The 15424-nt window shown below is 45.6% G+C and carries 17 protein-coding genes and 1 pseudogene; 3 read left to right on the plus strand and 15 right to left on the minus strand.

What is annotated here, in order from left to right; genetic code table 11:
* The 4 genes from aspC to NZ875_00155 are packed head-to-tail and all read right to left on the minus strand — an operon-like array spanning position 1 to position 4096.
* A complete protein-coding gene (gene aspC / locus NZ875_00140; protein MCS7174152.1) occupies positions 1-1140 on the minus strand; it encodes an aspartate aminotransferase in 1140 nt (379 codons plus the stop codon).
* A gap of 14 nt (positions 1141-1154) precedes the next feature.
* Positions 1155-2411, minus strand: a complete 1257-nt coding sequence (locus tag NZ875_00145) for an SLC45 family MFS transporter (GenBank protein MCS7174153.1) — start codon at positions 2409-2411, stop codon at positions 1155-1157.
* 5 nt (positions 2412-2416) lie between these two features.
* On the minus strand, positions 2417-3217 hold the full coding sequence (locus NZ875_00150; GenBank protein ID MCS7174154.1) for a helical backbone metal receptor: 801 nt from the start codon (positions 3215-3217) through the stop codon (positions 2417-2419).
* 12 nt (positions 3218-3229) lie between these two features.
* Positions 3230-4096, minus strand: a complete 867-nt coding sequence (locus NZ875_00155; protein ID MCS7174155.1) for a VIT1/CCC1 transporter family protein — start codon at positions 4094-4096, stop codon at positions 3230-3232.
* 146 nt (positions 4097-4242) lie between these two features.
* Between NZ875_00155 and NZ875_00160 the strand changes: the two genes are divergently transcribed.
* Positions 4243-4584 (plus strand): manganese catalase family protein, encoded by a 342-nt coding sequence (locus NZ875_00160; GenBank protein ID MCS7174156.1) that lies wholly within the window; start codon positions 4243-4245, stop codon positions 4582-4584.
* A gap of 1 nt (position 4585) precedes the next feature.
* On the plus strand, positions 4586-5374 hold the full coding sequence (locus NZ875_00165; GenBank protein MCS7174157.1) for a bacteriocin family protein: 789 nt from the start codon (positions 4586-4588) through the stop codon (positions 5372-5374).
* Positions 5375-5382: 8 nt separating this feature from the next.
* Here the strand turns inward: NZ875_00165 and NZ875_00170 are convergent, their stop codons facing one another.
* A complete protein-coding gene (locus tag NZ875_00170) occupies positions 5383-6375 on the minus strand; it encodes a polysaccharide pyruvyl transferase family protein (GenBank protein MCS7174158.1) in 993 nt (330 codons plus the stop codon).
* Between the two features lie 58 nt (positions 6376-6433).
* Between NZ875_00170 and NZ875_00175 the strand changes: the two genes are divergently transcribed.
* A complete protein-coding gene (locus NZ875_00175; protein MCS7174159.1) occupies positions 6434-7180 on the plus strand; it encodes an MBL fold metallo-hydrolase in 747 nt (248 codons plus the stop codon).
* Here NZ875_00175 and NZ875_00180 read toward each other — a convergent pair.
* The 10 genes and pseudogenes from NZ875_00180 to NZ875_00225 all read right to left on the minus strand — a co-directional run bounded on the left by NZ875_00180 (position 7165) and on the right by NZ875_00225 (position 15424).
* Positions 7165-7764, minus strand: a complete 600-nt coding sequence (locus tag NZ875_00180; protein MCS7174160.1) for a hypothetical protein — start codon at positions 7762-7764, stop codon at positions 7165-7167. The genes NZ875_00175 and NZ875_00180 overlap by 16 nt on opposite strands.
* Positions 7761-8759: a flagellar motor switch protein FliN gene (gene fliN / locus NZ875_00185; GenBank protein MCS7174161.1), complete on the minus strand. Its 999-nt coding sequence runs from the start codon at positions 8757-8759 to the stop codon at positions 7761-7763. Before fliN ends, NZ875_00180 begins: the two co-directional genes overlap by 4 nt.
* Positions 8756-9739, minus strand: a complete 984-nt coding sequence (gene fliM, locus NZ875_00190) for a flagellar motor switch protein FliM (GenBank protein ID MCS7174162.1) — start codon at positions 9737-9739, stop codon at positions 8756-8758. Before fliM ends, fliN begins: the two co-directional genes overlap by 4 nt.
* Positions 9740-9752: 13 nt before the next feature.
* Entirely contained in the window at positions 9753-10247 is a 495-nt protein-coding gene (locus tag NZ875_00195; protein MCS7174163.1) for a flagellar basal body-associated FliL family protein, read from the minus strand.
* A gap of 9 nt (positions 10248-10256) precedes the next feature.
* Complete coding sequence (locus tag NZ875_00200) at positions 10257-11126, minus strand: OmpA family protein (GenBank protein ID MCS7174164.1); 870 nt, start codon at positions 11124-11126, stop codon at positions 10257-10259.
* Positions 11126-11914 (minus strand): motility protein A, encoded by a 789-nt coding sequence (locus NZ875_00205; protein MCS7174165.1) that lies wholly within the window; start codon positions 11912-11914, stop codon positions 11126-11128. Before NZ875_00205 ends, NZ875_00200 begins: the two co-directional genes overlap by 1 nt.
* 3 nt (positions 11915-11917) lie before the next feature.
* The gene (locus tag NZ875_00210; GenBank protein ID MCS7174166.1) at positions 11918-12142 is read right to left on the minus strand and encodes a flagellar FlbD family protein; all 225 of its coding nucleotides are present in this window, start codon (positions 12140-12142) and stop codon (positions 11918-11920) included.
* An 11-nt stretch (positions 12143-12153) separates the two neighbouring features.
* On the minus strand, positions 12154-13824 hold the full coding sequence (locus NZ875_00215; GenBank protein ID MCS7174167.1) for a flagellar hook protein FlgE: 1671 nt from the start codon (positions 13822-13824) through the stop codon (positions 12154-12156).
* Between the two features lie 6 nt (positions 13825-13830).
* Complete coding sequence (locus NZ875_00220; protein ID MCS7174168.1) at positions 13831-14487, minus strand: flagellar hook assembly protein FlgD; 657 nt, start codon at positions 14485-14487, stop codon at positions 13831-13833.
* A pseudogene (locus NZ875_00225) lies at positions 14471-15424 on the minus strand (flagellar hook-length control protein FliK). The gene NZ875_00220 and the pseudogene NZ875_00225 overlap by 17 nt, the downstream one beginning before the upstream one ends.

Here is a 15424-nt window from a genome sequence, read left to right on the forward strand (position 1 = left end):
TCACCTTCCTACAAATTTTTTCAGCCTCTTTATTCCCTCGACCAAAGCTTCCTCACTCGTTGCGAAGGACAATCTCACAAATCCCGGCGCGTTGAATGCAGAGCCTGGCACCAACGCCACGTGGGCCTGCTGCAAAAGCTTCGTGCAAAACGTCACGTCGTCCTTTTCGAACTCGGTCACATCGATGAGTACATAGAACGCTCCGCCAGGCTTGACGAAGCTGAAGCCGGATTCTTCCAACAGCTTGCAGACAAGATCGCGTCGCTGTTTGAATTTTTCTTTCATGTAAGTTGTATCGACCTCGAAGGCTTTCAGGGCAGCGTATTGTGCTATGGTGTTTATGTTCGAGGTCGTGTGAGCTTGGACCTTCGCCGCCGCTTTGGCAATCTCTGCGGGTGCGACCAAATAACCAACCCTCCAACCTGTCATGGAATGGGACTTAGAAAACGCGTTCACGAGCGCAACGTTTTTTCCCCCGGAGATCGAGTATATGGAAGTGTACTCACCATCGTAAACGAGACAATCGTACACATCGTCGGACACGATGAATATGTTTCTTTCAACGGCAAGCGCATGAATTTGTTTGAGTAGTTTCGCATCGTAAACCGTACCGGTGGGATTGTTTGGGCTGTTCAGCACGATCACCTTGGTGTTCGGTGTGATCGCACGTTCTATTTGTTCCAATGAGGGTTTGAAACCATTCTCAAAGCTCGTCTTCACGTGCACTGGTTTGCCTGCGAGTATTTGTACCATAGGTTCATAGCTCACCCAGCACGGATCGATGATTATGACCTCATCGTTCTCTTCGACGAGTGCCGCAAGACAATTGAAGATCGCTTGCTTTCCTCCGTTGGTCACCACTACTTGCTCTGGCGTGCATGTGACACCGTGTTTTTCAGATACGTATTGTGCTATTTTTTCCCTGAGCTGCGGTATTCCAGAAGAATCAGTGTACTTGGTCAAGCCAGCTTTCAAAGCTTCTATCGCTGCTTCAACGATGGGTTGTGGTGTTGGAAAGTCCGGCTCGCCAGCCGTGAGGTTCACTACATCGATTCCCTTTTGCTTCATAGATTGTGCCAACGCGTTGATCTCTAAAGTTTTCGATCCAGCGATGTTTTTGATTCTTTCTGAAATATTCATAAAAGGTCCTCCCTTCAAATTTCAGCTCGTTCCCCTCTCTTGACGAGACTCACAGTCGTGTAAGAGATGAGCAGGAAAGTGATCGAAAAGATGAACAAAGAACGATACCCCGTTAGATCGATGAAAGCTCCTGCTAAAGGTGGAGCAACGATGTTGGCGGCCATCGAGAAGAAATAGTAAAGGCCAGTATAACCTCCCACTTTTTCGATCTTCGTCATGTCGACCACCATGGGTAACGAATTCACGTTGACCAGCGCCCAACCAACGCCACTCACAGCGAACACGATATAGAGTAAATTCAACAGAATCTTTCCAGTGATTAAACGAGAGAGTAAAACCACCACCAATAAACAAACTACTATGATGGATAGTCCCAATTTTATAGTCTTTCTCCTTCCAAGTCTAGCTCCGATGAATCCTGAGGGTAGCGCAAAGATCATGAAAGAGAGTGAGAAAACTCCGAGCACGAGTGCCCCAGTACTTTCACTGATACCTAAGTGGAACTTCGCATAACTTGTGAAAAAAGTTTCGATCGCGTTGAAACCTACAAACCAAAAGAATATGGATAGAAGCATCATCATCAAACTCTTTTCGTTGGAAACGAAGACTTCTTTGAGATTTTCCAGCAATTCCTTGGAGCCTTCTCTGACCGTTTCAGCGATCTTCATTTTTTCACCCTTGATCCTGTACTCTGCGGGTTCTTCTATGAAGAGAATCACCAACAAATTTGCGATCAACATCAATAGGGCTCCTACCAAGAAAGGATAGGTTTTATTTGAGTCATAGAGAGGTTTACCTGCAAAATAGGCGAGTAAAGCTCCAAAACCACCCATGAAGTTGATGATCCCGTTGGCTTGACTTCTCTTTTCAGAAGGCGTTATGTCGGGCATCAATGCGATCACGGGTGATCTGAACAGAGCCATGGAGAAATTCATCAGTATGATCACGAACATCATCAAACCAAGAGAACCGATATCTTTGCAAAATGGGATCAGAGCGAAAAACAGAGCGCCCAATGGTGCTCCGAAAAGTATGTATGGCTTTCTTCGACCGAGTTTTGTCCTCGTTTGATCGCTCAGTGTACCGATGTAAGGAAGCATCAAGATAGCGAAGATGTTGTCTATGGTCATGATCAAACCGATGATGAAAGATGATAGGGCGAAATCTTTCAGAAAGATTGGTACATAAGCGTTGTAGAGGGGCCACAGAACGCTGATCCCGAAAAAACCAAACCCCAGCAAATAGATCCTCCAATAGTTGAACTTCTCCATCCACCTCACCCCCAAATCTTTTGCCTCAGCCACTGAATTGTTCTCATCATTGACGGGCCATCATGGATCAAGTTCTTTTCTGGTTCCACCGTTGATTCTATCAGCTTAAATGGCCAGTTCCAACCTCTCCGTTCGATGAGTTTCTGGGGTTCTATTGGAAAGTCAGGTTCGTAGAAGAAAACAAGGATCTCTGGCTTCATTGAACGAACTTTTTCAAAGTCTGGAATGAAGAAGCTTTCAGCAACGTCACCGAAGATATTCTTTAACCCTGCGTATTCCACAAGATCGTTCACGAAACTTAAACCCCCGATAGTTCTCACATGTTTACCAAGCCAGAGTTCCACGTAAACTGAAAGTTTTTCACGCTTGAGCGAAGCGTCACACACGAAAGCTTTTTGCCATTTCAAAACTAAATCTTTCGCCTTTTTCACCTCTTTGAGCAGACCTCCAAGTGTGAGAACGTTCTCCCACACACCGTTTATGCTCTTCGGCAACGGTAGAACGAAGACGGGGTAATTCTTCCGATGCAGTTTTCTGGCGAGTTCTCTCTGTACGCCCGTTGTGAGCAACACAACATCAGGTTTCAAAAAGCTGAGTTTAGTTTCGTCCACATTCAAGTAATCACCGACGATTTCGACGTTCAGGTTTTTCACATAGCGAGGACAGTAACTCGAAACACCAACCACCTTGTCTCCGCATCCCAGCTCGAAGATGGTTTCAGTGAAACCAGCCACCAAACTGACAATCCTCTCGATTCGATCTGGCAGTTCGACTTGATAATTCAACGTTTCACAGTGAATCTTCAAACTAAACCCTCCTCAGATTTCTATGTTGAAGATTTTTCGCGCAACCAAGCCGATGAGAAACGAAACGGCAGCGACTCCCATGCTTATGCTGAACATTTCAAGGAAGTTCTTCTTGAAGTTCTGTTCTTTCACCACCGATACGAAGAAGGTGAACAAGAATATGACCAAAACGGCGTTCAAGATCGTCCAAAAGAGTGAAATCATCGGTCGATCGATGACGATGTAAGGAAAAACAAGAAATAGCACGGTAATCAAATAAGCCACACCGGTGTACAGAGCGGACCTGAAAGGTTTTTTACTTCCACCTTCCGATTTTCTCGAAAGATAATCTGAGGCAGACATCGACAAAGCGGCGGCTAAACCTGTGATAACACCAGAGAGTGCAACGATCTTGGAGTTTTGAATTGCCAAAGTCAAGCCAGCCAGTGCGCCTGTGAGTTCGACCAAGGCATCGTTCAAACCTAGGACCATCGAGCCTATGTATTCTATCCTCTCCTCATCTATCAAACTCAGCAACAATCTTTCATGTTCTTCTTCATCTTTAAGGAGCTCTTTTTGACCAACTTCACTGTATTTGATCTGCGCTCCTTCTTCTCCTCTTTCCATCAGTTTGAGGGTGAAGGTCAAACCGAAGAATCTTGCGAGTAATAGATAAAAGATCACCCTCCACCAATTGGGTGTAACATCGACTTTCGTCAGATTCTTCAATTTTTTGTAGTGGTTCAGTTCATCTTTTGCTATCCTCATCAAGATTTCGGAATTTTTTTGATCGAGTTTGGAAAGCCTAGAGTAAACGATGTACTCTGTCATTTCGGCCTTCTGCATTTTCATGAGCAAAAGGTTGGTCGATGAGTACTTTCTCTCACCGTTCGATGTCATTTTCACACCTCCTTTCAGTAAAATTCTAATCGAACAATTGCTTCGTTGAGCGAACGAAGTCGCACAGGTGTGTACGAACGGCTGACCTTCGGTATAACAAATGGTTTTGATACATTTTTGTGTTAAAATTCAATGGGGGTGAAAAGATGCCAGAATTCGTCAATCCGTTCAGTGGTAAGGTGCCTGAAAGAAAGTTGACTCTCTCAGAGCTCATAAGGGCCATAAGACTCAACATTGCAGCCGAACATGAAGCGGTCCACCAATACATGGCGCATGCCGATGCGACGGATCATCCTCTGGCGAAAAAGGTGCTCATGGACATTGCCAATGAAGAGAGGGTACACATAGGTGAGTTCACACGGTTGCTTGAGATACTCACAAAGGACGAAGCGGATTTCATGAAACAAGGTGCCAAAGAAGTCGAAGAACTCATGTCGGAAGGAGAGGATGAGGAACCAACGATCGGTTCACTGAAGGAAGGTGATTGAGATGGCCAACAAGTATCTAATGCAAGAGGATGCTCCGGTGAGCTCTGAAGTTTGGAAATTGTTGAACGAAGTACTCCTTCAATTGGCGAAGGACAATTTGACCGGTAGAAAATTGTTCCATCTGGTGGGACCAATCGGTTTGGGTGTGAAACAGATATCTCTCTCAGACGAAGAGGTCAATCCGGGTGTTTTCGTTTCCAGAGCACTTCCGTTGTTCTATATTCACAGAACCTTTGAACTTTCTATCAGAGATATCGCAGCTTTCGAAAAAGAGAAAATAACTCTCGATCTTGCGAGTTTCAAAAAAGCCGTCTTGGAATGTCTAGAGCTGGAGGATAAGTTGATCTTTCATGGATTAGCCGATCAAAAAGGGATTTTGAACTGTGACGGTGTGATTGAAACGAAGATGAAGGATTGGAAGGAGATCGGTCAAGCTGCAGATGATGTTATCGAAGCCGTCACCAAGCTCGATGAAGCAGGTTTTCATGGCCCCTACTTGCTTGCCCTTTCACCTGATAGATACAACAAGCTGATGAGAAGATACGAGAGCGGTAACCAAACTGAGCTTGAGCACATCTCCATGATGGTGAAGAAGGTCTACAAAGCTCCCATATTGAAAAATTCAGGTGTTTTGATATGTGACTCACCGTTCTACGTTTCTTTGATCGTCGGACAAGATCTGTCCATAGGTTTTGTCGGTCCGAAGGATCACACACTGGAGTTCTCTCTGTCTGAAAGCGTAGCGCTTTTGGTGAGAGAGCCAAAATCTGTGTGCGTTCTGAGGGGCTGATCGCCCCTCTATTCCCCTTTAAGTGCTTTCAACAGATTCAGAACGTCGTTCCACATCTTTGTGTAATCTTCCACCAATTTTTTGGTGTCAAGTTTCGTATCTTTCAATTTCATGATGGTCAGAGCGATCTTTGTGGGATCTTCTTTGGAACAAAAACCTTCATACTTTGGGAAATATCGCTCGAAGAATCTTTTACTCTTGAGGTTGTTCAAAGATATGAATGGAATACCAGCCAAACATGATATGAGACAACCGTGCATACGTTGAGAGACGACGAAGGATGAAGAGACCAAATCTCTCAGCGGTTGAGTTGAGATGCGTAAACCGTACTTTTTTGAAACGCGCTCGCACGCAGGTTCATCTTGAGGACTGAGTGGTACGAGCAAAATCTCTGAAAAGCCACAGATCTCCGCAACGGTGATGATGGGTTCTAGTTCTATCTCACTCTTCAGGCATAGACTGATCCTTTTCTCTTTCTCCAACTTCGGCAAGTCTTCAATCATTCCAACTGCCAGGTCCGTTCCAAGCGAGACATGCTTGGCTCCAACGAGTTTGGCGTACTTGAAACTCACCGGGTCTCGAGCAATGAAATAGAGATTTCTCCTTTTTAAAATGAATCTAACGATGCATCTTGAAATCGTGCGTTTCAGAGGTCCCAAGCTGTTGGCGAGCAACAACACAGGTTTCCCAAGAGCGAGCGAAATCAGGATGAGAGAGGAGTAGTAAAGCAAGCTCTTCAAACTGGTTTGATCTTGAAGAATACCTCCACCACCGCAAACGACCACGTCGCTTTTGAAGATCGCCTGAAAAACTTTTATAAGGTCGAACCGATCGATGGGTAGAATACCAGTTTGCAGAAAATCTTTCACTTTTTTTCTATTCACCAGCAGATATATTTTGTCGAAGTGTGCTTCTTTGAGCGTTTTGATGCTTTGCCGACACAGCAACTCGTCTCCAAGATTGTCATAACCATAATAACCGAACAGTGTAGCTGCTTTCAAGGAAAAACATCTCCTCTACGAGAAATATCAACTGAATTATACTGGAGGTGCTTTCACTTTGATAAAGGCTTTGAACGATCGTGTCATCGTTGTAGGGGCTGAAGGTTCGGCGAACATCACGGGTGTGCTCACCAAAGCTGGGGTTGTGATCGTCGATACCTCCCTCTTTCCAGAGAAAGCTCGCAAGGTTAAGCTGTTGCTGGATGACTTTTTTAAAAAACCGATCGAATTGGTCGTGAACACACACTATCATCCGGACCACACTTTTGGGAATGCAGCTTTCGAGGGACTCAAAATAGTTTCAAGCGAGATGACCAAATCTTTGATGGAAGCTTTCGATGAACAGTATCTGTCCAAATTGCCACCGGTTGAGAAGATCATCACGCCGAGCTTCGTCTTCGACGAGGAGTTCGAAGATAGAGATCTTTTGATCAAACGCTTAGGTGGGCACACTCTGGATTCCTCCATCGTGTTTTTTAAGCAGGAAAAAGTTTTGATCTCAGGTGATTTGATCTTCAATGGTTTTCATGCGGAGATCGTACCAGACAGCGATTTGAACGAATGGATCGAGGCTTTGAAATTCATTGAGAAATTAAAACCGATTTGGATTGTCCCCGGACACGGTGAAGTTTCTGGGTTGGAATGTCTCATATCCATGGAGCGGTATCTAATGAAGGTGAAAAGATTGCTCGAAGGCGCTCTGAATCTTCACGACGTGATGATGGATGAGAATTTCTCGAAGAGGAAATTTCCTGAGCTGTTCGGTTGGAGTTTGGAGAATTTGCTACATCAACGTGGCGGTTGAAAATATTCATCCACCCTCGCGTTGAGGATCAGCTTGTTGATCTTTATAGCTATCTTTTCTTCTCCCGATGGACTGATTATCTCTATGGATTTTAGCTGTTTGTCTTTCACTTCAAATCTCACCTTGATCGGTTCTTGTACGCGCTGAGTGATGAACCTGGAGAACGATAGAACCACAGAATCACCTTCGTTTTCGACGCTCACCAATGGTGTTTGCAGTATCCTCATCGCAGTTTGAATCGATTGCACTATTGAAGAAATCGGTATTTCCAAGCTCTCGAAATCAAAACCACTACCAGTGTTGAAGATTAGCCTTTTGATGCGCGATATATAGGTGAAAGACAGATTCGAAATGAAAGCTGGTTCTTTCACCAAGAAGTAGAAATCCTCCAAATTCCTGATCACCAGCAGACCGCTGGATTGAAGAGTTCTCTTTGTATCTTGCTGTTTCACTTCCGCTTTCAGCTCGAACTCCACAAGAAAATCCCTAACACCTGCGAACTGTTCCACTAGATCAAATAAAGAAGTCGTTGAAAGACAGAATACAGGCAAAAAAATGAACGTTAAGAAAATGAACTTTCTCATACCCCGTTCGTTTCCCTCAATGAATAGAGTCGTTGCTTTGGACTGACGATCTCAGTTATTCTCACACCAAAATTTTCATCTATGACCACCACTTCGCCACGTGCGATCAACCGACCGTTGACCAACACATCCACAGGCTCACCCGTCAGTTTGTCCAACTCTATCAGTGAACCTACAGTCAGATCCATCACTTGCTTCAGAGTCATGCGTGCTCGACCCAATTCCACAACGACCTTCAAGGGCACATCGAAGAGTAGTTCGAGCTTCTGTTGGATCTCAGACGGTTGAACAGGTACTTGTGTCTCGGTCGGTGTGAATTCTTCAAACTTCGCAGGTTGGACCTTGACCTTCTCCTCTTTCTTTTTCGGGAACAGTTTATCATGCATCTCTCTCAGTGCGCTCAACTGTGAAAACATCCACAAGCTCGATCTGGCAGAGTTTTCCATGTCCACTTGGAGCTCGACACAGACGAGCAGTTCCGTCGGATTGAACAAGATGCTCACCTTTTCACTCTCTTCTGCAACCCTCACATCGAGTTTTCCAAGTGAAACTTTACCCTTGACCTTCTCAGCCAGCAGTGTGATGCTCGCTCCAACCATCTGATTCAGCGCTTCAGTCAGGGCACTCAACTTTATATCGTCTATTTTTTGATCAGTTGGTTCGCCTGAACCACCCATCATCAGGTCAGCTATCCTCAGCACTAACGGTGCAGGCATGGCTATGGCTAGATTCACCTGCAAAGCCTCAGTCAGCTTGATCTCAGCGAGTACGATCTTTTCCGAGGACTTCCCAACGAAATCCTTCAAAGATGTTTGCAGGATTTGAACGGGTTTCATGTGCGTTTCTCTCCCGATTATCATACCCAGCGCAGAAGAAGCAGGTTCGAAGATCAAAGACGCGATCGTTTCTATTTTTTTCTTATCTTCTTCCGGCAAGCTATCGGCAAGGCTTTTCAAAAGAGCATCCAATTCATCCTGCGAGAGAAAATCGCTCATTCTTCCACCTCCGGTTCAACGATCTTGGTGATCTTGACTGCTCTGTAGCCTTTGTAAGTTCCAGGTTTCGCAAGGAATTTGGTTCTTCCTTGAACCTGTACTGCAACGTCCTCATCTTTGTGAGATTTCAATCTGATCACGTCTCCCACTTCCAGTTCCAAAATTTCCCTCACGGTCAATACGGCTTCACCAAGGATGGTGCTCAAAACAACGTTCATCTGGCTCAAGTTATCCGTCAAATCTTTTTGAAGCTTTTCAGACACCTGCTCCTTTTTTGCGGTCTTGAACCAGTTTCTGGAACTCAATCGATCCATGAATGGCTCCATCAAGGAAGAAGGCCAGCAAATGTTCATGAAACCTTCAGTTTTTCCGATCGTGAGGAACATCGATATGAGCAGTATCATTTCGGTTGGCGGTGCGATCTGAACGAACTGAGGATTGTTCTCTATACTCTCTATGGTTGGTGAGAAACCGTACACATCGCTCCAAGCTTGAGCCAAGTTCGCTAGAACGTTCATCACTTCTTTTCTCATGATACTGATTTCTATCTCGGAAGGTGGACGTTTCACGTTCGGTATGCCAGGTCCACCGAGTATCAAGTCGAGGATCGTGTAGAACAACTCGAGGTTCATCTCCAAGATCGCACTTCCAACGAATTCAGGTGCCGAGAAAACGACGATGAACGCGGGTGCAGGTAGAGATCTGATGAATTCTTCATAAGTGATCTGATCTATGCTTGCAAGATTTATGCTCACGAATGTCCTAACCCTGCCAGACAGGTACGTAGAGACAGAACGGGCGAAATTTTCGTGTATCATATCGAAAACGCGTATGTGTTCCTTTGAGAACTTGCTCGGTCTTTTGAAATCGTACGGTTTTACACGCTTCTCCTCGCGCTTGATCTCCTCAACCGACAGTTCCCCAGATTTGAGCGCTTGTAACAGTTTATCTATTTCATCTTGGCTGAGCACATCAGACAAGCGCCACCACCCCTCATTCCACAGAGCTGATGGCTTTTATGTACAAATAAACTCCGATCACACCGAGCCTTTCCCTCTCCCCAGTGAATCCAGTCACCTCGTTCACCATCGCTCGGATTTGCTTCTTCAACAGCTCGATACCGGCTGCCGTGTTCAGTTCAGACCTTTCCTTGCTCAAAAAGATCAACATGAGTCCATCCATCACCATGTCCCTGCGCTCGGCAACTGCCGCGCGGCACGCATCGCTGGCCACCGTGAGAGTGAGTGAATCTATCACTGCAACTTCTTTTCCACCTTTGAGCATGAACGTTGTGTAGGTACCAGGTTGAATGACCACAGCTTTGATCTCCGTTGGTGCAGGTTGTGTTTCTTCCTTCTTCGGTTGGGTCAAGTTCGTGCCAAGCAACACAATAGTGAGTGCAGTCGCTCCCACCGCCACGACTGCGGGTACGATGATCGACATCAATAAACCGCCTATACCCTTCTTTTTGACTTCTTCGTCCGCCATGAAGATCACCTACTTGGCTCTTTCCCTCTTGATGAGCACGTCTATCCTCCGATAAAGATTCCTCAGTTGGTTCAGGCGAATTTCGTATCTTCTATCGAGCTCAGCGAGGGAAGTGTTGTACAGTTCTCTTGAGATCTCCCCAGCTCTGAGCTTTTCGATAAGTAAGTTTCTTTCGATTTCGATCTCCTTCTGCAACGATTCTATCTCTTTCTTTATCGGCCAATCTCCCATTCCTATAGGGTAGAACCTCTGTGGATCGTAAAAATAGTCTGGATCGAACCTTCCTGCTCTCACATCTGCGAGCCTTTCAACGGATCTACGACGCTTGAGCTCGTCTGTGAAAAACTGTATGACGCTTGCCGCTCTCGCGCTACTCAGATGCCAGTTGGAGACGTAGATGGAATCTGCAGGCACAGGTCGATCGTCCGCATAACCGTAGACTTGAATAACGTTCATCGTATGTTCTATAACGATCGAACCGATCTTTCCGAGCAATTCTTTCGCTTCAACCGTGAGTTTGGCGCTTGCCGGTTCGAAGAAGGCCATATCCTGCATTATTATAACTGTTCCTTCGTCTCTTTCTTGAATAGTGACTTTTCCTTTGTACTCTTCCACGATTCTCATCAATTCTTCATAGACACCACGCTTCGAAGTGATGAGAGGCTCTTCCGCCAAACTCTTGCCACCCGTCAACACGCTCGGTGGCAGACCGGTCAGGGGTGATCTGAGCCCGACAACTATCTGTTGAAACTTTCCAGGACTTATGGTGGACATCGAAAACAAGAGTACGAAGAACGTCAACAGCAACGTCACCATGTCTCCGTATGTAGTGAGCCAGCTAGCCTTTGGAGCCTCATAGCTCTTTTTCTTTCGAGGCATTAAGCCTCCTCCCTACCGAGCGAAGCCTCATAAGCAGCCTTTTCTTCAGTGGTGAGGAAGGATTTGAGCTTTTCCTCCAAAACCCTTGGGTTCTCTCCAGCCTGTATGGAGAGCACTCCCTCAAGGATCATTTGCTTTTGTCTCAATATTTTTATAGCCCTTCTTCCAAGTTTTTCTCCCATGGGTAAAAACACCGCGTTCGAGAGTATCGAGCCGTAGAAAGTCGTCACCAGAGCGACCGACATGTTCGGGCCAATCGTTTCGGGGTTGTTCAGCGTTCTCAACATGCCTATCAGTCCGATCAGCGTTCCCACCATTCCGTAGGCTGGTGCGAACGCACCAGCTGAATCCATCATAGCCTTGTTAGCCATGAGGTCTTCTTCTATGAGGTCCATTTCTGCATCCATCATACTTTTAAGTAGTTCTGGATCGGTACCGTCTATGACCAACTGGAGTGCCTTTTTCATGAACGGATCATCGATTTCGTTTAGGTTCTCCTCGAGCGACAAAAGTCCTTCTCTCCTTGCTTTCTCAGAGAATGAAACCAGCGTTCTCACCAAACCTATGTTGTCGATCTTCGGTTCCTTGAACGTCGACATGATAACTTGGATGATTCGAAAACTTCTTTCTTTCGGGTGCGAAGCGATCGTGGAGGCCAACGCGCCACCGATCGTGATGAACACCGATGGAAGATCGAGAAAGGCTGAAGGCGCAGACTTTCCGACGAATATTCCAAAGAAGATCATACCGAAAGCCATCAGCACACCAAGGATCGTGGATATATCCACACTTCACCCCTCCTTTTCATGAGGGATGTATTTGAGTAGATCGATCACTGGGTACGCTTGTCTTTTGTATTCTATCACTCGTTTGATCACTTCTTCGACGCTTTCTTGAACGATGTATTTTTTTCCGTTGAAAAGGGTGATCGTTGTGTCAGGCAAAGCCTCAACCATCTCGATCATCTCAGCGTTCAATACGAACCGTTGTCCTTTAAGGCGCGTCAGCCAGATCATGGATGGTCACCTTATCTTCTCAACGCCACGAGTTCACCCAAGATGGTATCGGCCGTTGTGATGACCCTCGCGTTCGCTTGAAAACCTCTCTGAGCGATGATCATTCTGGTGAACTCCTCAGCCAAGTCCACATTCGACATTTCGAGAGCTCCAGGGATCAACGTTCCTCTGCCTCCACTCCCAGCTGAACCTATTTGAGCGAGACCGCTGTTGGAAGATGGCACATATAGTGAATTACCAACTTCCACCAAACCAGCAGGATTGTTGAAAACGGCCAAAGCCACTTGACCAAGAATGTCTGTAAGACCATTGCTGAACGTTCCTATGATTTGTCCAGCCTCGTTGATCGCAAAAGATTCGAGCGTTCCAAGTGCATTACCGTTTTGCCATGTGAAGGTGGCACTGTTCGCACCCGCAAACTGCGTGAGAGAAGTTAGATCCAAATCGATAGTCACAGTGCCATCACCCATGTGAGAAGCGTTGAACTGAATCTTTCTAAGTTCAGTGTTACCAACCGTCAAGTTAGTACCATCCCAGTTGATACCATACATAGATGTGAGTCTTCCAGACTCATTGAAGTCTATGATTCCACCCACATAGTTTGTGTTGTTGTTAGCATCCACGTAAGTGATCGGTTCACCGCTGGCCGTGTAAACCCTCCAGATCCAAGCGTTTTTCAGGTTCCCAAACTGGCCAAGTCTTGTGAGTTCGATGTACAGTGAGTACGGATTTCCGAGTGTGTCGTACACCTGTACGGCCGTCACATAACGTGGACTTTCAAACTTTGCGATCACAAAATTCGATGGACTATCTGATTCGTAGAATCTCAATTCACCAGCCGTCGGAATGGTTATGTAGGCACCATTTCCTAAAGCTGTTATCTCACTATCTGTACCGCCGTTAGTTATCCCAGATTCGACAACTCTTCCGAACTGATTCACAACGACATAACCATCAGCGATTTGATTGTTAGCTTCATCGTAGGCTTGCCAAGTGTAACTTTGGTTCGTTGCGAATGGTCCATTTTGCCTAGCAAAATCTGCGTTCGTTTTTGAGAAAACGAACCTCACGGTACGTTGCTGTCCATTACTGTCTGTAACTGTCATTGAAAATGGAAGTATTCCAGAAGCTGAGTTAAGGTTACCTTCCATCTTCGCCGCAGTGGTCGCACTTGCTGGCATCGTCATACCAGCACTTATGACAATGTTTCCTATGGGCTGGTTCGTATCGATATAGCGCTCACCCGTGGCAGGATCCATCACGGCAGACCAACCTTGCACCTTCAGACCCGTTGAAGAATGAATCAATGTTCCGTTCATATCTACATCGAGCGCACCGGCACGTGTGTAGTAATAACCTTGTCCATCGCTCAGAACGAAGAAACCATCTCCCTGTATGGCAAGATCGAGCTTTCTTCCTGTGTTTTGGAAGGAACCTTGTGTCATGATCTTGTCAACTGTGGCAAGCTGTGAACCTAGACCTATCTGGATCGGGTTCGTGCCTCCCGCGTTGTCCTGTGGAGCACGAGCAGCTTTGAGTGTTTGGAGCAAAGCAGTTTGAAAGGTCACACGTGAGCCTTTGAATCCAACGGTGTTCACGTTGGAAATGTTGTTACCTATCACGTCCAGCTCGTACTGAAAATTCTTCATCCCAGAAACTCCACTGAACATCGAACGCATCATGGTAGCTCACCCCTTCTGTGAAATTTCGATGACGGATGTCAGTGGATATTCTCTTCCGTTCACATAGATGTAGATCTGATTGTTCTTGAACTTGACCGACTCTACAGTGCCAGTCTGGACTCCACCGATCAGAACTTCCCCACTCGATGTGATCTTGCTAACAGTGTAGGTGTAAGTACCATCGGCTACGGGAAGGCCAGAATCGTCTCTAGCGTCCCACACGTAAGCGTGAACTCCTTGATCTAAAACGCCGCTGGTGGCTTGCTTAACTAGATTACCGTTAGAATCGTAAATTCTTACCACAACTGGTGCCTTCTCGTCAAGTTCGAAGACGATGCTTTCAGCCTTTTGGTTTGAAACTGAGATTTGGTTGGACTGAACTACCACGTGTTTACCTATCAAAGAAGCTGCTTGAGCTTGGAGCGCTCCTTGTTGCAATTTGAGAAAGTCCTGAATGGATTTGGTCATGTTGGTGATCTGTTCTAACGTTGAGAACTGTGTGAGCTGTGCGATGAACTCTCTGTTTTCCATAGGTTCGAGTGGATTTTGATTTTTCAGTTGTGTCACAAGTAACAGTAAGAATGCGTTCTTATCGAGCTCTTTGCTCGCCGTTCTCTGTGAGGAAGTGTACAAGGTCGAATAAGAATTAATCGCGTTGATCATCTTCATCACCCTCCTGTTTCTTTCGCTGTTGCTCATGATGTTCAAACTGTTGACCGTGTTCTCTTTCTTCATCTGCTTTTTCTTGCTCAAATTTTGGGTTGAACCTCACTTCGATTTGTTCAACCTTGAACCCGAGATTTGAAAGCCTTGAGGCGAGCTCTTTGGAGCTGTTCTCCAAAAGTTCTTTTGCTTCTGGTGTAGAAACCCTCATAAGAACAGTCAGCTTGTCTTGCTGTTTCACAAGTTCTATTTCGAGTTTTCCAAGCGAAGGTGGTGAGAGGGACACTTCTGCCTTTTCTGTGAGAGTTTCTCTCATCTGTTTGATCGTCTCAGCGATCGTTTGTAAATTGTCAGCTCTTTGCTGTTGTTCTACTCGTACAATCACTTGGTCGATGTCTCTGTGTTCAATTCGAACATGTTGAACGATTGGTTGCTCTTGTTCATACACTCTCTTTGCTGCCTTGATGTTCAGAGTTTCTCTCATTCGTTCTGTTTTCTCGAGTCCCTCAACTTTCTCTTGAATTTGTTCCTGGACAGTTTGTTTGAGTTCTCGCGCCACCGTCAACTTGAAAGTCTCTATTTTGATGGGTTCTCTGATCTTGATAGTCTCCGGAAGCTCTTGTTTGACGTGTTTGAACTGTGTTGTTTCGTTCGTTAGATGTTGAACGTAACGTGAAAGGTTTTCAAGGATCAATCTCACCTGTGTGACGTTCAAAACGACTGAAGGTTGATTCGACGTCTGCATCGTTGCGACACGTTCAGGATTTGTCTGAATATCTTTCTTGTTTGAACCGTTCACAAAAAGCTCTACTTTTTGAGCGAGCAGGCCGATCTGTTGTGTGACAGTTTCGTTTGTTGCGTGATTTTCGGTGTTGAAGGTGGTTGTTTTCATTTTGGTTTGCAGGATATCTTTCTGGAGTTGATCGTTCGATGGTTC

It is taken from the genome of Pseudothermotoga sp. (assembly GCA_025060105.1).
Classification (GTDB): Bacteria; Thermotogota; Thermotogae; order Thermotogales; family DSM-5069; genus Pseudothermotoga_A.